The sequence below is a fragment of the Pseudomonas sp. WPR_5_2 genome, from assembly GCF_003634475.1.
Taxonomy (GTDB): domain Bacteria; phylum Pseudomonadota; class Gammaproteobacteria; order Pseudomonadales; family Pseudomonadaceae; genus Aquipseudomonas; species Aquipseudomonas izuensis.
Genome location: NZ_RBLA01000003.1, coordinates 288217 through 305061, shown reverse-complemented (window position 1 = coordinate 305061; position 16845 = coordinate 288217). Strand labels below are relative to the sequence as shown.

15 protein-coding genes are annotated in these 16845 nt (G+C 61.6%); 8 read left to right on the top strand and 7 right to left on the bottom strand.

The window, feature by feature from the left end; translation table 11 throughout:
• Positions 1–55: 55 nt before the first annotated feature.
• The 5 genes from BJ917_RS13945 to BJ917_RS13925 all read right to left on the bottom strand — a co-directional run bounded on the left by BJ917_RS13945 (position 56) and on the right by BJ917_RS13925 (position 4495).
• Positions 56–1213 carry a phosphatidylserine/phosphatidylglycerophosphate/cardiolipin synthase family protein gene (locus tag BJ917_RS13945; protein ID WP_121103648.1) on the bottom strand — a complete coding sequence of 386 codons (1158 nt, stop codon included), beginning with the start codon at positions 1211–1213 and terminating at the stop codon, positions 56–58.
• 1 nt (position 1214) lies between these two features.
• On the bottom strand, positions 1215–1805 hold the full coding sequence (locus BJ917_RS13940; RefSeq protein WP_121103647.1) for a YceI family protein: 591 nt from the start codon (positions 1803–1805) through the stop codon (positions 1215–1217).
• Between the two features lie 233 nt (positions 1806–2038).
• Positions 2039–2368 (bottom strand): amidase, encoded by a 330-nt coding sequence (locus tag BJ917_RS13935; protein WP_121103646.1) that lies wholly within the window; start codon positions 2366–2368, stop codon positions 2039–2041.
• Positions 2365–3459: a serine hydrolase gene (locus BJ917_RS13930; protein WP_121103645.1), complete on the bottom strand. Its 1095-nt coding sequence runs from the start codon at positions 3457–3459 to the stop codon at positions 2365–2367. Before BJ917_RS13930 ends, BJ917_RS13935 begins: the two co-directional genes overlap by 4 nt.
• Positions 3460–3616: 157 nt before the next feature.
• On the bottom strand, positions 3617–4495 hold the full coding sequence (locus BJ917_RS13925) for an acyl-CoA dehydrogenase family protein (protein ID WP_121103644.1): 879 nt from the start codon (positions 4493–4495) through the stop codon (positions 3617–3619).
• 155 nt (positions 4496–4650) lie between these two features.
• On the opposite strand from BJ917_RS13925, the gene olsB reads away from it, so the two are divergent.
• Both olsB and BJ917_RS13915 read left to right on the top strand, forming a co-directional pair.
• Positions 4651–5406 carry an L-ornithine N(alpha)-acyltransferase gene (gene olsB, locus BJ917_RS13920; RefSeq protein WP_034146715.1) on the top strand — a complete coding sequence of 252 codons (756 nt, stop codon included), beginning with the start codon at positions 4651–4653 and terminating at the stop codon, positions 5404–5406.
• On the top strand, positions 5406–6197 hold the full coding sequence (locus tag BJ917_RS13915; protein WP_121103643.1) for a lysophospholipid acyltransferase family protein: 792 nt from the start codon (positions 5406–5408) through the stop codon (positions 6195–6197). The genes olsB and BJ917_RS13915 overlap by 1 nt, the downstream gene beginning before the upstream one ends.
• Positions 6198–6302: 105 nt before the next feature.
• Here the strand turns inward: BJ917_RS13915 and BJ917_RS13910 are convergent, their stop codons facing one another.
• Positions 6303–6881, bottom strand: a complete 579-nt coding sequence (locus tag BJ917_RS13910; protein ID WP_121103642.1) for an ACP phosphodiesterase — start codon at positions 6879–6881, stop codon at positions 6303–6305.
• 171 nt (positions 6882–7052) lie between these two features.
• Between BJ917_RS13910 and BJ917_RS13905 the strand changes: the two genes are divergently transcribed.
• From BJ917_RS13905 to BJ917_RS13895, 3 genes are read left to right on the top strand one after another with little or no spacing between them, the layout of a single operon-like run.
• Complete coding sequence (locus BJ917_RS13905; RefSeq protein WP_096513058.1) at positions 7053–7355, top strand: helix-turn-helix transcriptional regulator; 303 nt, start codon at positions 7053–7055, stop codon at positions 7353–7355.
• A 35-nt stretch (positions 7356–7390) separates the two neighbouring features.
• Positions 7391–8557, top strand: a complete 1167-nt coding sequence (locus BJ917_RS13900; protein ID WP_096513059.1) for an MFS transporter — start codon at positions 7391–7393, stop codon at positions 8555–8557.
• 21 nt (positions 8558–8578) lie between these two features.
• Positions 8579–9628 (top strand): alkene reductase, encoded by a 1050-nt coding sequence (locus BJ917_RS13895; protein WP_121103641.1) that lies wholly within the window; start codon positions 8579–8581, stop codon positions 9626–9628.
• A gap of 462 nt (positions 9629–10090) precedes the next feature.
• Here the strand turns inward: BJ917_RS13895 and emhR are convergent, their stop codons facing one another.
• Positions 10091–10723 (bottom strand): efflux system transcriptional repressor EmhR, encoded by a 633-nt coding sequence (gene emhR / locus BJ917_RS13885; RefSeq protein WP_096513061.1) that lies wholly within the window; start codon positions 10721–10723, stop codon positions 10091–10093.
• A 268-nt stretch (positions 10724–10991) separates the two neighbouring features.
• Here emhR and BJ917_RS13880 point away from each other — a divergent pair, with 268 nt between their 5' ends.
• Genes BJ917_RS13880 through emhC form a run of 3 tightly spaced genes read left to right on the top strand, consistent with a single transcriptional unit; the run spans position 10992 to position 16774 of the window.
• A complete protein-coding gene (locus BJ917_RS13880) occupies positions 10992–12149 on the top strand; it encodes an efflux RND transporter periplasmic adaptor subunit (RefSeq protein WP_096513062.1) in 1158 nt (385 codons plus the stop codon).
• 3 nt (positions 12150–12152) lie between these two features.
• A complete protein-coding gene (gene emhB / locus BJ917_RS13875; RefSeq protein WP_121103639.1) occupies positions 12153–15314 on the top strand; it encodes an efflux RND transporter permease subunit EmhB in 3162 nt (1053 codons plus the stop codon).
• Complete coding sequence (gene emhC / locus BJ917_RS13870) at positions 15314–16774, top strand: efflux RND transporter outer membrane subunit EmhC (RefSeq protein WP_121103638.1); 1461 nt, start codon at positions 15314–15316, stop codon at positions 16772–16774. The genes emhB and emhC overlap by 1 nt, the downstream gene beginning before the upstream one ends.
• Positions 16775–16845 lie beyond the last annotated feature (71 nt).

The following is a 16845-nucleotide window of genomic DNA, read 5'->3' as shown; positions in this document are numbered from 1 at the left end:
CAAAAACCTGTGGGAGCTGGCTTGCCAGCTCCCACAATGTTTTAGGGTGTGGCGATTAGCCCCGCCGATCCAGCAGATTCACCACCACCCGATCCACCCATCCCCACACCCGCTGCTTGACCCGTCGCCACAATGGCCGGCGTTGCCATGCCTCCAGACTGACTTCCTGGCTCAGGGCAAAGTCCCTTTCGAAACTCGCCGCCACCGCCCGGGTCAGTCCGGGGTCGAGGGCTTCGAGATTGGCTTCGAGGTTGAAGCGCAGATTCCAGTGATCGAAATTGCACGAGCCGATGCTCACCCAATCATCGATCAGGACCATTTTCAGGTGCAGGAAACACGGCTGGTACTCGAAGATCTGCACCCCGGCCTTGAGCAGTCGCGGATAGTAGCGATGCCCGGCGTAGCGCACTGAAGGGTGATCGGTGCGCGGCCCGGTCAGCAGCAGCCGCACATCGACGCCACGGGATGCCGCGCGACGCAGGGAGCGGCGGACTTTCCAGGTCGGTAGAAAATACGGCGTGGCCAGCCAGATCCGTCGCTGGCCGCTGTTCAACGCGCGAATCAGCGATTGCAGGATGTCCCGGTGCTGACGGGCGTCAGCGTAGGCGACCCGGCCCATGCCCTCGCCCGTGGACGGCACGCGAGGCAGACGCGGCAGGCCGAAATGCGAAGCGGGCTTCCACGCGCGACGATGACGGTTGGCGATCCATTGGCGGTCGAACAGCAACTGCCAGTCGAGCACTAGCGGGCCGGTGATTTCCACCATCACTTCATGCCACTCGCTGACCTCTTCACCCGGCGTCCAGAACTCATCGGTCACGCCGGTTCCACCGACCACGGCCATGGATTGATCCACCAGCAACAGCTTGCGGTGATCACGGTAAAAGTTGCCGACCCAGCGCCGCCAGCTCAAGCGATTGTAGAAACGCAGCTCGACCCCGGCCGCCATCAGGCGCTGACGCAAGGTCAGGGTGAAAGCCAGGCTGCCATAATCGTCGAACAGGCAACGCACCCGCACTCCGCGTTCGGCTGCCTGGACCAACGCCTGCACCATGGCCTCGGCGCAGGCGCCCGCCTCCACCAGGTACAACTCCAGTTCGACCTGTTCTTCGGCACGGGCAATGGCCACCAGCATGCGCGGGAAGAACTGCGGACCGTCGATCAGCAGTTCGAAATGGTTGCCTTCACGCCAGGGAAAGATTGCGCCGGCCATGTCAACGCGCCGTGAAGATCAGGACCGCACCCACCGGTACCGACAGGCTGATGGCGGACAGGCCGGCGACCTTGCGCAGCGCTTCCAGGCCTGGCGCCAGGTCGAAGTCTTCGGCATTGATCACCAGCGGCTCCAGGGTCACCACCTGGAAACGCCGGTCATCGAGGCGCGTGGCCAGCAGTTCGGCGTTGTAGGTGTGCTGCTTGCCATGCAGATCGACGGTCAGCGGCAGGCGCAATTCCAGTTGCGCGCCAGAGGCGAGGTCGTTGATGGGACGCAGATCGATCTGCGTGGTGATCAGCGCCTCGGGAAAGGTCTGGACTTCGAACAGGTCCTTGCGCATGCGTTCATCGCGCAAGGGGATGCCGCTGTTGATGGAATCGAGCTCGACTTCCACCTCGGCCAGCCCTTTGGGATCGACCTTGCCGTGCAGTACCAGAAAGCGTTGCACCTCGGAAATGTTGGCGTTTTTGGTGCTGACAAACGACAGCCGTGAAGACTCACCGTCCAGATACCAGTCGGCCCGGGCCGACAGCGAAGCGCCGGCCAGCAGCAGGATGACGAGGGTTTGGGTGACAGACCGCTTGAACATAGAGACTCATGGGGCAGATAAACCTGTGCTGAACCTTAACTGGCCTTCAGCGCATTGCAAACCGCCCGTTACTTACAACCTGCCTTTGTGGCGAGGGAGCTTGCTCCCGTTGCACTGCGAAGCAGTGCTAAAACCTGCAGCCGAGATGAACCTGATCCAACCGGGATTGCTGGCTTTACGATTGCTGCGCAATCGAGCGGGAGCAAGCTCCCTCGCCACAAAAGCGCGCTCGCTCAAGGCTGTAAGCGGCAACCCTGGCGCTCGCCAATCCACACGGCGCTGTTGCTGCGCCCCATGCCGCTGACGGTGATGCGCTTGTTCGCGGTGTCATCGGTAAAGTCGCTGGTGGGCAGCCACTGTTTCACGTAGCTGTGGCAATAGCCCACGTCGTTGTTCATCACATATCGGCACGAGCAATATTCCTTGGCGGTGTAGGCGCTGATGATGTCCGGGAATGCCCCAAGCGCCACCCGCTCCTGCCAGGCCCAGCCAAGCAAGGCGACCATCAGGATCAACAGCAACGTACTGAACGGCCGGCGACGCACAAAGCCGCGACGGTTCATGGCTGCACCTTCGCGGCGAAGGCCTTGAGCGCGAGCTTGAGCAGTTCGTTGTGCCGGTAGCTGCCGTCCCGGTCATCGCCGTAGCGCACGATCACCAGATGTTCGCCGGGAATCACGTACATCGCCTGGCCCCAATGACCCAGTGCAGCGAAGGTATCGGCGGGAGCATCGGGCCAGGGTCGGGCGGCCCCGTCTACCGCACGATTGAGCCACCAGTGACCGCCGGGCACCGCATCATCTTGGTTGGCCTGATAGCGGGTGAACGGTTCGCGGTTGAATGCGACCCAGTCCCTGGGCAGCAATTGCCGCTCGCCCCAGCGCCCGTCGCGGGCCATCAACAGGCCGATGCGGGCAAGGTCCCGAGCAGTGAGGTAGGCGTAGGACGAGGCGACGAATGTGCCTGCGGCGTCGGTTTCCCACACTGCATGGTGAATGCCCAATGGCCCGAACAAAGCCGTCCACGGATAGTCCGCATAGCGGTCCTGGCCAACGATGGTTTTCAGCGCGGCAGACAACAGATTGGTGTCGCCGCTGGAATAACGGAACGCCTGCCCCGGTGCGGCGTAGGTACCATGATCGGCGGTGAACGCGGCCATGTCCGGGTGGCCACGGGTGTAGAGCATGGTCACCACCGAGGATTTCAGCGGGGCGTATTCATAGTCCTCCTGCCAATCGAGGCCGGAAGCCCAGTGCAACAGGTCGGCCAGGGTCATATCCGGGTGTTTTTGCAGGGGCGGATAGAATTGGGCGACCGGGTCCTGAAGTTTGAACCGGCCTTCACCATAGGCTACGCCGAGGACCGTGGCCATCAGGCTCTTGCTGATCGACCAGGTCAGGTGCGGTGTCTCGGCGGTGGTCGGGCCGGCGTAGCGTTCGTAGATCAACTGGCCGTCACGGATCACCAGCAAGGCGTCGGTGCGGATGCCTTGGCGGGTGGAGTCGTCGCGGGGTGGGAAGGCATAGTGCTCAAGCGCTTCAAGCGCAGGCCCGGTGATGGTCGGGCCGGTCGGCCATTGCTCGGCGGGCCAGTTTTCGGCGTGGGCCGTGAGGCTGAGCAGTAGCATGAAAAACAGGGACAAGCCTTTGAACATGGCCGGGGCTCTTGGGGATGAACCTGGTGAGCCTAGTCGAGGTTGATGACAGTTCCGGGATTTGTGTTGCCTGTGATATCGCTTTCGCGAGCAGGCTCGCTCCCACAAGGGAAATGCATTTCAAATGTGGGAGCGAGCCTGCTCGCGAAGGGGCCCTTCAATACACCGCCAACGCCTTGGCCAACCGCTTGCCCCGCGCCCCCGCTGCCAGATCCATCACCGCCTGATCCCGCCGCCACATCGCCGCCCACTCCGGCGGCCCCTCGGCCAGCGCTTCATTCACCTCAGCCTTGAGCGCCTCGAACTGCGCAAACAACCCACCGAGCAACACATGCCCGGCCGGGCTGTTCGGTGCCTGACGACTGACTTCCGCGCAACCGGCCAGCAACGCCAGCAAGCGCAGTTGCAGGGTTTGCGGCCAGTCGCTGTCCTGACCGACACCATACAACCAGGCGGTCATGGCACTGAGTACACAGATGTCTTCCAGGGTGCGGAACGGTTTGACATACGCATCCCAACCATCCCCCGCCAGCAACTCGCACAGCGCGTTATCCAGAAACAACCGGCCATGGCTGATATCCGGCATCAAGGGGATCGCCGGAAGTTTTTCCACCCGCACGCCCGGCTCATCGGGATAGACCACCGCCAGGCTCAGGCGCGGATCGTCGCCGGGTTGTTCGCTGCGGGCGGCGATCAATAGCCAGTCGGCGGCATCACCTGCGGTGACGAAATCCTTTTGCCCGCTCAAGCGCAAATCCCGCAGTCGGGTCTGCATGTCCGCCACTCGCAAGCTGCGCTGCTCGGTGGCACACAGCGCGCCGAGGCTCATCGGCGCGCTCGGCCAGAGCATGCGCAACGCCGCCTGATACCCCACCAGAAACGCCAGCCCCGGCGTCGCCATCAGCCGCCCGCCGGCCACGGCCAATTCAAACGGGGTGACGTTGCCCAACAGCTGCAACAGGGTCACGAACCCTTCGCCTAGGTCCGGGTCGGCGGGCAAGCGATCGCGGCGTTTCAAGAGGGTTTGCCAGGGCATAAGAGGCTCCTTGTGGGCTGTCATATAAGCATCACCAAAGCTTAACGGCGATGACACCGGGGCTACATAGCCTGACTTTGCACAACAAGGCTGGATAAAGAAAGTCGATCCGCTGTAACCCAAAGACGGGTGAGCAGCCCGCACGGAGATTCGCCATGACTCAGATCGCCCGCATCAGCGACACCGGCAACGAACGCCGCCTGCAAGCCGAACGCCTGGTGGGCGCCGAGGCTCTGCAAGAAGCACAGGCCTTGCGTTTCAACGTATTCAGCGGCGAATTCAACGCCAAGCTGAAGGGCGCGGAGCTGGGTCTGGACATGGATGACTACGACGTTCATTGCGCCCACATCGGCGTGCGTGACTTGAACACCGGGCGCCTGGTGGCGACCACCCGCCTGCTCGACCACACGGCCGCGAGCAGCCTGGGCAAGTTCTACAGCGAAGAAGAATTCAGCTTGCATGGCCTGGTCCATCTGCAAGGCCCGATCCTGGAAATCGGTCGCACCTGCGTCGACCCGGCCTACCGCAACGGCGGAACCATTGCCGTGCTCTGGGGCGAACTGGCCGAAGTGCTGAACCAGGGCGGCTACAGCTACTTGATGGGTTGCGCGAGCATCCCGATGCAGGACGGTGGCATCCAGGCCCATGCGATCATGCAGCGTCTGCGCGAACGCTACCTGTGCACCGAACACCTGCGGGCCGAACCGAAAAAACCGCTGCCGACCCTGGACATTCCTTCGAACGTCATCGCGGAAATGCCGCCACTGCTCAAGGCCTACATGCGCCTGGGGGCGAAAATTTGCGGCGAGCCGTGCTGGGACGAGGACTTCCAGGTCGCGGACGTGTTCATTCTGCTCAAGCGCGACGAACTCTGCCCGCGCTACGCCAAACACTTCAAGGCGGCCGTGTAATGCGTCGGTTGCGCGTGTACGCGCGAATCGCCCGGGTGTTGCTGGTGGTTGCGCTCGGCCTGAGCATGGCCAGCGTGTTCGGCGTGTTCGAACGCCTGGGCCTGGCTCACTCGATGGTCCGTCGACAACGCTGGTCACGGTTTTTCATGGCGCGCCTGAGCAATGCCCTGCCCTTCGATGTGACCGTGCACGGTGAGTTGCCGAAGACGCCGATGCTGTGGGTCAGCAACCACGTGTCCTGGACCGACATCCCGCTGCTCGGAATGCTCACGCCGCTGTCGTTCCTGTCCAAAGCCGAAGTGCGCACCTGGCCGGTGGCGGGCTGGCTGGCGGCCAAAGCCGGTAGCCTGTTCATCCGCCGCGGCTCGGGTGACAGCCAGTTGATCCGCAAACAGATGACCCGCCACCTGCAACAGGAACATCCGCTGCTGATGTTCCCGGAAGGCACCACCACCGATGGCCGTTCCCTGCGCACCTTCCACGGTCGCCTGCTGTCGGCGGCCATTGATTCCGAGGTGAAACTGCAACCGGTGGCGATCCGCTATGTGCGCGACGGCGAAGCCGATACGCTGGCGCCATTCATTGGCGATGATGATTTGCTGTCGCACCTGATGCGCTTGTTTGCCAATGATCGCGGCAATGTGGAAATCCATCTGCTCAAACCGATCCCCTGCGAAGGCCGCGAACGGGCCGCGCTGGCGTTCGAAGCGCAGCAGGCGGTGCAGAAGGCGTTGTTTGGTGCGATTCCGGAAAAACAACAAGTCCCGATGCGCCCTGCGATTGCAGCTTAAACATAGAAACTGTGGGAGCGGGCTTGCCCGCGATGAGGCCGGATCATCCAGCATACATGTTGATTGAACCACCGCCATCGCGGGCAAGCCCGCTCCCACAGTGATCTACGTTGCCGGATGGTTTTGGGCAAACGCCTGAAGCTGCGGATAGAACAACCGGAAATCCTCGCTCAACGGCTCATACAACACCCGCAACTCCTGCATCGCAGCGGCCAGTTCCTCCGGCCGGGTCAAGCGCCGTGAAATCCCCCGCAACACCTGCCCCAGCACTTCAAACTCCCGATAGGAACCCAGCCAGTCATTGGCCACCATGTGCGGCGCAATCCTCGCCAGGCGCTCCGGCAGTTGCGGCTGAGTGGACAGCACCCGGTACACGTCCGAAGTGAACAGCTCCAATGGCCGGTCCGCGTACAACGCCCAGTCCCGTGCCAGGCAGTGGTCGAAAAACACGTCGAGGACGATCCCGGCGTAACGTCGGCGCGTCAGGGAAAAGCGCGACAACGAGGCATCCACCAACGGATGGCGGTCGGTGAAGACGTCGATGCTGCGATGCAACTGGATGGCCGCCTCGATCTCAGGATCGAATTGCCCCAGCAGCCGTCCCTTGACGAAATCGCCATACAGACTGCCTAGCAATTGACCGGGACGCTGGCCACCGAGGTGAAGATGTGCGAGATAGTTCATGGGCGCAGCTTAGCACCGCAGCCTTGTTTCTTTACAATCAACGTATCGTTATAACCCGATATATCGATTTACGCGGTCGTCAGACCGAAATCATATTGGTATATCGCGAAATACCGATTTAAAGTTCGCTTCATCGCGATATAGCGTTTTACTAATCACGAGCCCCCGACCATGAACCTTGACCTCGACGAAATAATAAAAGCCCTGGCGCACCCGGTACGGCGAGAAATCCTGCACTGGCTCAAAGACCCGACCGTCGAATTCCCCGATCAGTCTCACAGCAACGAGCACGGCGTTTGCGCCGGGCAGATCGATCAACGTTGCGGTCTGTCGCAGTCCACGGTGTCCGCACACCTGGCGACCCTGCAACGCGCCGGCCTGATCAGCAGCCGCAAGGTCGGCCAATGGCACTTTTTCAAACGCAATGAGGAAACCATTCAGGAGTTCCTCCGCATCTTCAGTAAAGAGCTCTGACCCTTCACGTCAGTCGGCCGACAAGGAATTAAACAATGCCCCTCTCGCTACTCATTCTGGCGTTAAGCGCCTTCGCCATCGGCACCACCGAATTCGTCATCATGGGCTTGCTGCCCAACGTGGCGGCCGACCTCGGTGTGTCGATCCCCGGCGCCGGCTGGCTGGTCACCGGTTACGCGCTGGGCGTGGCCATTGGTGCGCCGTTCATGGCGCTGGCCACCGCCCGGCTGCCGCGCAAGGCCGCCCTGGTGGCGTTGATGGGCATTTTCATTGTCGGCAACCTGCTCTGTGCGGTGGCCAGTGATTACAACGTGCTGATGTTTGCCCGTGTGGTGACGGCGCTGTGCCACGGTGCGTTTTTCGGCATCGGCTCGGTGGTGGCGGCAGGCCTGGTGCCGGCCAACAAACGCGCATCCGCCGTGGCCCTGATGTTCACCGGCCTGACCCTGGCCAACGTCCTCGGCGTGCCGCTGGGTACAGCCCTCGGTCAGCAAGCCGGCTGGCGCTCGACCTTCTGGGCGGTGACCGTGATCGGTGTGATCGCGCTGATCGGCCTGATTCGTTTCCTGCCGGCCAAACGTGACGAAGAAAAACTCGACATGCGCGCCGAACTGCGTGCCCTCAAAGGCGCCGGCATCTGGTTGTCCCTGAGCATGACCGCGTTGTTCGCCGCCTCGGTGTTCACCCTGTTCACCTACGTCGCACCGCTGCTGGGCGAAGTCACCGGTGTCTCGCCCCGTGGCGTGACCTGGACCCTGATGCTCATCGGCCTGGGCCTGACCGTGGGCAACATCATCGGCGGCAAACTGGCTGACAAAGGCCTGGCCGCGACGCTGATTGGTGTTTTCGTCTCGATGGCCGTGGTGTCCACCGTGCTGACCTGGACCAGCGTCGCGCTGATCCCGACCGAAATCACCCTGTTCCTCTGGGCCACCGCGTGTTTCGCCGCCGTGCCCGCCCTGCAAGTCAACGTAGTGACCTACGGCAAGGCCGCACCCAACCTGGTCTCGACCCTGAACATCGGCGCGTTCAACGTCGGCAATGCCCTGGGCGCCTGGGTCGGCGGCAGCGTCATCGCCCACGGTTTCGGCCTGACCAGCGTGCCCCTCGCGGCAGCCGCACTGGCGGTACTCGCCCTGTTGGCGACCCTGATCACTTTCCGTCAGAGCGGTAATCCCGAACTGGCTCCAGCGACTAACTGATCTCCATAAGAGAGCTATTAAATGACGACTATTTTCGATCCGATCAAACTGGGCGACCTCGAACTGGCCAACCGCATCATCATGGCCCCGCTTACCCGCTGCCGCGCCGACGAAGGCCGTGTACCCAACGCGCTGATGGCCGAGTATTACGTTCAACGTGCATCGGCCGGCCTGATCCTCAGCGAGGCCACCTCGGTCACCCCGATGGGCGTCGGCTACCCGGACACCCCGGGCATCTGGTCCAACGATCAAGTGCGCGGCTGGACCAACGTGACCAAAGCAATCCACGGCGCGGGCGGCAAAATCTTCCTGCAACTGTGGCACGTCGGCCGGGTTTCCCACGAGTCGTACCTGAACGGCGAAAAGCCGGTCGCCCCAAGCGCCATCCAGCCCAAAGGCCATGTCAGCCTGGTTCGCCCATTGGCCGACTACCCAACCCCACGCGCTTTGGAAACCGCTGAAATCGCCGACATCGTCGATGCTTACCGCGTCGGTGCCGAAAACGCCAAGGCCGCCGGTTTCGACGGCGTGGAAATCCACGGCGCCAACGGCTACCTGCTCGACCAGTTCCTGCAAAGCAGCACCAACCAACGCACCGACCAATACGGCGGTTCCCTGGAAAACCGTGCGCGCCTGTTGCTGGAAGTGACCGATGCAGCGATTGAAGTCTGGGGCGCCGGCCGTGTCGGTGTGCACCTGTCCCCGCGTGCCGACTCCCATGACATGGGCGACGACAACCTGGCCGAAACCTTCACCTATGTGGCTCGTGAACTGGGCAAACGCGGCATCGCGTTCATCTGCTCCCGCGAGAAAGAAGGCGCCGACAGCCTCGGCCCACAGATCAAGGAAGCCTTCGGCGGCCCGTACATCATCAACGAGCGTTTCACCAAGGACAGCGCCAATGCCTGGCTGGCGGCCGGCAAGGCTGATGCGGTGGCCTTTGGTGTGCCGTTCATCGCCAACCCTGACCTGCCGGCTCGCTTGAAGGCCGATGCGCCGCTGAACGAAGCGCGTCCGGAACTGTTCTACGGCAAGGGTCCGGTCGGCTATATCGACTATCCGACGTTGTAATCGTCAGCCCCTGAAACGCAAAAGCCCCGGACTCGAAAGAGCCGGGGCTTTTGCGTTTCCGTGGGAGCAAGCCTGCTCGCGATGGGCGTCAACGATAACGCGCCCTGTCTGGATGACCGGGTTGTCGGGACGTTTTTCGCGAGCAGGCTCGCTCCTACAGGGGGACGAGTACATTCGGGGAATCAGGTCGGCTATCAGGCCGCCATCGCCGGCAAGCCAGCTCCCACAGGGATTCGAATACATCTGCAAAATCAGGTCGGCTCGTAGGCCGCCTTCGCGGGCAAGCCTCGCTCCTACAGGGGGGGGGGGCGACACAAAATCCCTACAAAATACTGAGCTTGCTACCTGTCAACCTGTCAAACGTAAGTATATAAAAGCACCCTTCTGCGGTGGAGCGCATGAAGAACCGTTCATCCAAGGCCTCGACGGTTGACACACACGACGCCGAGTACGCATGTTGTTTCATTTACGCAGGCTGGGGCTGAAACGCAGCATGTCCAGCCCGGTATCGACCCATCGTTCGGCCTCGGTGTGCAATTCGTAGCTGTCGGGCGCGAGCAACCATTGGTACAGAAGGCCGTCTATATAGGCATGGATGCTGATAGCGGCGCGGGCGGTGTCGAGATCTTCAGGCAACTGGCCACGGTTCACGGCATTACGCAGGGTCAGGCCGATCCGCGAGTTGCATTCAAGGCTGGCCGCGCGCCGCTGCTGGCGCAGGTCGCACATTTCATCGGTGAATTCGCACTTATGAAACAGAATCTCGTTGATACGCCGGGTCTTGGGATCCAGCGCAACTTCATGAAACAAATGAATCAGCAGCCTGCGCATGCAACCCAGTGGGTCGAGTTCGTCTTCGCTCTCGGCGGCCTTGGCCAGCTCATCAAGGGGCTCCTTCAAGGTATCGAGCATGGCCTGCACCAGATCGGCCTTGTTGCTGAAATGCCAGTAGATGGCGCCACGGGTAACACCGGCCAGGGTCGCGATGTCCGCCAGCGTCGTACGAGCCACGCCCCGCTCGAAAAAGGCTTTTTCGGCCGCTTCGAGTATCTGGCTGCGGGTTTCTTGAGCTTCCTCTTTGGTGCGACGAACCATGGCAGTACAACCTCAATCAGGATGCTTCAGCGATGTCTGAATATCAGCTGAATAAATGCGGGGTGAACGCTCTTGGGTATCGTCCCCGGGCTTACAATTCCAACCTTGCGACGGCTTCTGTAACGGCGAGGATACACAGCCAAGGTATTTACAAACAACCGTGAATGTAAGTATATTCCTTAGCAAGCTACTTATCCACCCGGCACCCATTTTTTAAACCTTCCATCTTTTCTTGTGCGTTTGTTTCGCGCCTGACCCGAGGATTTTCATGCAATTCAAGCCAGCTGTTACCGCTCTGGTCGCCGCCGTCGCCCTTGCTGCACTGCTCAGTGGATGCAAAAAGGAAGAAGCGGCACCGGCCGCACCACCGCCTCAGGTCGGCGTCGTCACCCTGCAGCCGCAAACGTTTACGTTGACGTCTGAACTGCCGGGCCGCACCAGCGCGTTCCGCATCGCCGAAGTGCGCCCGCAGGTCAACGGCATCATTCTCAAGCGTCTGTTCAAGGAAGGCGGCGAGGTCAAGGCCGGCCAGCAGCTGTACCAGATCGATCCGGCGGTCTATGAAGCGACCCTGAAAAGCGCCGAAGCCAACCTGCGTTCGACCAAATCGATCTCCGACCGCTACCAGCAACTGGTCAACGAGCAAGCGGTGAGCCGTCAGGAGTACGACACCGCCGTGTCCAACCGCCTGCAATCGGAAGCCGCGCTGCAAACGGCGCAGATCAACGTGCGCTACACCAAGGTCTACGCGCCATTGACCGGCCGTATCGGTCGCTCTTCGGTGACCGAAGGCGCATTGGTCAGCAACGGCCAGACCGAAGCGATGGCGGTCATTCAGCAACTTGACCCGATCTATGTCGACGTCACCCAGTCCTCGGTCGAGCTGTTGCAGCTGCGCCGCGAGCTGGAAAGCGGCCGTCTGCAAAAGGCCGGCGACAATACTGCGGCGGTCAAGCTGACCCTTGAGGACGGTAGCCAGTACCAGCAGGAAGGCAAGCTGGAATTCTCCGAAGTCTCGGTTGACCAGACCACCGGTTCGGTGACCCTGCGTGCCGTGTTCCCGAACCCTGATCACACACTCCTGCCCGGCATGTTCGTGCACGCCCAGTTGAAGGCCGGTGTGAACAGCGCGGCAATCCTGGCCCCGCAGCAAGGCGTGACTCGCGACCTCAAAGGTTCCCCGACCGCGCTGGTCGTCGGCCCCGACAACAAGGTCGAACTGCGTCAGCTCAAGGCCAGCCGCACCGTCGGCAACCAATGGCTGATCGAAGACGGCCTGAAGGCCGGTGATCGCCTGATCACCGAAGGTCTGCAATTCGTCAAACCTGGCGTCGAAGTCAAGGCCAGTGAGGCGACCAACGTTGGCGCAATAAACCCGGCCCCCGTGAAAGCAGCTGAACAGGCTTCCGCCGGCAAAGGGGAGTAAACCATGTCGAAATTTTTTATCGACCGTCCGATTTTCGCCTGGGTAATTGCCCTGGTGATCATGCTGGTCGGGGCACTATCGATCCTCAAACTGCCGATCAACCAATACCCGAGCATCGCGCCACCGGCGATCGCCATCTCCGTGACCTACCCGGGCGCTTCCGCGCAGACCGTGCAGGACACCGTGGTGCAGGTAATCGAGCAACAGCTCAACGGTATCGACAACCTGCGTTATGTCTCGTCGGAAAGTAACTCCGACGGCACCATGACCATCACCGCGACCTTCGAGCAAGGCACCAACTCCGATACTGCGCAGGTTCAGGTGCAGAACAAGCTGAACCTGGCTACCCCGCTGCTGCCGCAGGAAGTGCAACAGCAAGGTATCCGCGTCACCAAGGCCGTGAAGAACTTCCTGCTGGTGATCGGCGTGGTGTCGCGTGACGGCAGCATGACCAAGGACGACCTGTCCAACTACATCGTGTCGAACATGCAGGACCCGATCTCGCGGACCGCCGGTGTCGGTGACTTCCAGGTGTTCGGCTCCCAGTACGCCATGCGTATCTGGCTCGACCCGGCCAGGTTGAACAACTACAACCTGACCCCGATCGACGTCAAAACCGCGATCGCCGCGCAAAACGTGCAGATTTCGTCCGGCCAGCTCGGTGGCCTGCCTGCCATGCCCGGCACGCAGCTGAACGCGACCATCATCGGCAAGACCCGCCTGCAGACCGCCGAGCAGTTCAACAAGATCCTGCTCAAGGTCAATAAGGACGGTTCCCAGGTTCGCCTCAAGGATGTCGCCGACGTTGGCCTGGGTGGCGAGAACTACAGCATCAACGCCCAGTTCAACGGCGCCCCGGCTTCCGGTCTGGCGGTGAAACTGGCCAACGGTGCCAACGCCCTCGACACGGCAAAAGCCCTGCGCAAGACCATCGACAACCTCAAGCCATTCTTCCCGCAAGGGATGGAAGTGGTGTTCCCGTACGACACCACGCCGGTGGTGACCGAGTCGATCAAGGGTGTGGTTGAAACCCTGGTCGAAGCGATCGTGCTGGTGTTCCTGGTGATGTTCCTGTTCCTGCAAAACTTCCGCGCCACCGTGATCACCACGATGACCGTGCCGGTGGTATTGCTGGGTACGTTCGGCATCCTCGCCGCCGCCGGTTTCAGCATCAACACCCTGACCATGTTCGGTATGGTGCTGGCCATCGGCTTGCTGGTGGACGACGCCATCGTCGTGGTGGAAAACGTCGAACGGGTAATGAGCGAAGAAGGCCTGTCGCCCAAGGAAGCCACCAAGAAATCCATGGGGCAGATCCAGGGCGCTCTGGTCGGTATCGCCCTGGTGCTCTCGGCGGTACTGCTGCCGATGGCGTTCTTCAGCGGTTCCACCGGTGTGATTTACAAGCAGTTCTCGATCACCATCGTCTCGGCCATGGCCCTGTCGGTACTGGTGGCACTGATCTTCACCCCGGCGCTGTGCGCCACCATGCTCAAGGCGATTCCGAAAGGCGACCATGGCACACCGAAACGCGGGTTCTTCGGCTGGTTCAACCGTAACTTCGACCGTGGCGTACGCAGCTATGAGCGCGGCGTGGGCAACATGCTGGCGCGCAAGGCCCCGTACCTGCTGGCCTACATCATCATCGTGGTCGGCATGATCTGGCTGTTCACCCGCATTCCGACGGCGTTCCTTCCGGAAGAAGACCAGGGCGTACTGTTTGCCCAAGTGCAGACCCCGGCCGGTTCGACGGCCCAGCGTACCCAGGTGGTCGTTGACGAGATGCGTGAATTCCTGCTGCGTCCGGGCAAGGATGGCGGTGAGGGTGATGCGGTGAACTCGGTGTTTACCGTGACCGGCTTCAACTTCGCCGGCCGTGGCCAGAGTTCGGGCATGGCGTTCATCATGCTCAGGCCGTGGCACGAGCGAAACGCCGACAACAACGTGTTCAAGGTGGCGGCCCGTGCCCAACAGCACTTCTTCACCTTCCGTGACGCCATGGTGTTCGCCTTTGCGCCACCGGCGGTACTCGAGCTGGGTAACGCCACCGGTTTCGACGTGTTCCTGCAAGACCGCGCCGGTATTGGCCACAACAAGCTCATGGAAGCCCGTAACCAGTTCCTGGGCATGGCCGCGCAGAGCAAAGTGCTGACGCAGGTGCGTCCGAACGGCCTGAACGACGAGCCGCAATACCAGTTGGAAATCGATGACGAGAAGGCCAGTGCCCTGGGCATTACCATCGCCGACATCAACAACACCCTGTCGATTGCCCTGGGCAGTAGCTACGTCAATGACTTCATCGACCGCGGTCGGGTGAAGAAGGTCTACGTACAAGGCCGCCCCGGTGCACGCATGAGCCCTGAAGACCTGCAGAAGTGGTACGTGCGCAACCGCGAAGGGACCATGGTGCCGTTCACGGCGTTCGCCAAGGGTGAATGGATCTACGGCTCGCCGAAGCTGGCCCGTTACAACGGCGTGGAAGCGATGGAAATCCTCGGCGCCCCGGCGCCAGGTTATTCCACCGGTGAAGCCATGGCCGAGGTCGAAGCCATTGCCCAGAAACTGCCGGCGGGTGTCGGTATTTCCTGGACCGGCCTGTCCTACGAGGAACGTCTGTCCGGCTCCCAGGCGCCTGCGTTGTACGCCCTGTCGCTGCTGATGGTGTTCCTGTGTCTGGCGGCGTTGTATGAAAGCTGGTCGATCCCGATTGCGGTGATGTTGGTGGTACCGCTGGGGATCATCGGTGCACTGATGGCCACCAGCCTGCGCGGCCTGTCCAATGACGTGTACTTCCAGGTGGGCCTGTTGACGACCATCGGCCTGGCGGCGAAAAACGCCATTCTGATCGTCGAATTCGCCAAGGAACTGCACGAACAAGGGCGCAGCCTGCGCGATGCGGCCATCGAAGCCTGCCGCATGCGTCTGCGACCGATCATCATGACCTCGCTTGCATTCGTCCTCGGTGTGGTACCACTGGCTATATCCACGGGCGCAGGCTCGGGTAGCCAGCATGCGATCGGTACCGGTGTGATTGGCGGTATGATCACCGCCACCGTGCTGGCGATCTTCTGGGTCCCACTGTTCTTCGTCACTGTATCGTCCATGGGCCAGCGCAAAGTCGCCGACCAGGACGCTGCCTTTGAACCTTCTAAAGAGGCTGGCTAATGAGCAAGTCGCTACTCTCCCTGGCAGTCGCCGCCTTCGTGCTCGGTGGCTGCTCGCTGATACCTGATTATCAGCGGCCGGACGCGCCGGTGGCAGAACAATACCCGCAAGGCCCGGCGTATTCGCCGGCCCAGGCGCCCGCACAGGCCGCTGCCGAACAAGGCTGGAAGCAGTTTTTCCATGACCCGGCATTGCAGCAGCTGATTCAGGTGGCCCTGGAAAACAACCGTGACCTGCGTGTCGCGGCCCTGAACATCGACGCTTTTGCGGCTCAATACCGCATCCAGCGCGCCGACCTGTTCCCGGCCGTTTCGGCCAATGGCTCCGGCAGCCGTCAACGGATTCCGGAAAACTCCTCGCAAACAGGTCGGTCGGGCATCGTCAGCGCCTACTCGGCCACCGTCGGTATCAGCGCCTATGAACTCGACCTGTTCGGTCGGGTTCGCAGCCTGAGTGAAGAAGCGCTGCAGAAGTACTTCGCCACCGAAGAAGGCCGACGCAGCACCCAGATCAGTCTGGTGGCCAGCGTGGCCAATGCCTACCTGACCTGGCAGGCCGACAAGGAACTGTACAAGCTGACCCAGGACACCCTCGCCACGTTCGAGGAGAGCTACAAGCTCACCGCCCGCAGCAACGAAGTGGGAGTTGCCTCGGCCCTGGACCTGGCGCAGTCGCGGACCTCGGTGGAAAACGCCCGTGCGCAACTGGCCAAGTACACCCGCCAGGTTGCCCAGGATGAAAACAGCCTGGTGCTGCTGCTCGGCACCGGTGTCCCGGCCAACCTGCAATCGGCCAAGCCGCTTGACGACGACTTGCTGAGCGACGTTCCGCCCGGCCTGCCGTCGGACTTGCTGCACCGTCGTCCGGACATCCTGCAAGCCGAGTACAACCTCAAGGCCGCCAACGCCAACATCGGCGCGGCGCGCGCTGCATTCTTCCCGAGCATCAGCCTGACAGCCAACGCCGGGACCCTGAGCCCGGACCTGTCCGGTCTGTTCAAGGGCGGTTCGGGCACCTGGCTGTTCCAGCCGCAGATCAACCTGCCGATCTTCAACGCCGGCAGCCTGCGCGCCAGCCTGGATTACTCGAAAATCCAGAAAGACATCGGTGTGGCGAACTACGAGAAGTCCATTCAAACGGCCTTCCAGGAAGTCGCCGACGGCCTGGCCGCGCGCCAGACCTATGTCCAGCAACTGGAAGCACAAACCGACTTCGTCCGCGCCAACCAGGACTACTACCGCCTGGCCGAGCGTCGTTACCGCATCGGTGTCGACAGCAACCTGACCTTCCTCGATGCCCAACGCCAACTGTTCAGTGCCCAACAGGCGCTGATCACGGACCGTCTGGCGCAGCTGGTCAGCGCGGTCAACCTGTACAAGGCCCTGGGCGGTGGCTGGAACGAACAAACGGCGCAGAACGAGCCGTTGAAAGAAGAAGCGCCGAAGATGCGGTTGTTCTGATAGCGCTGTGAAAACACGAAGCCCACCTTTTGGTGGGCTTTTTGTTGGCTGCGGGAAAGGTGTGTTGATTG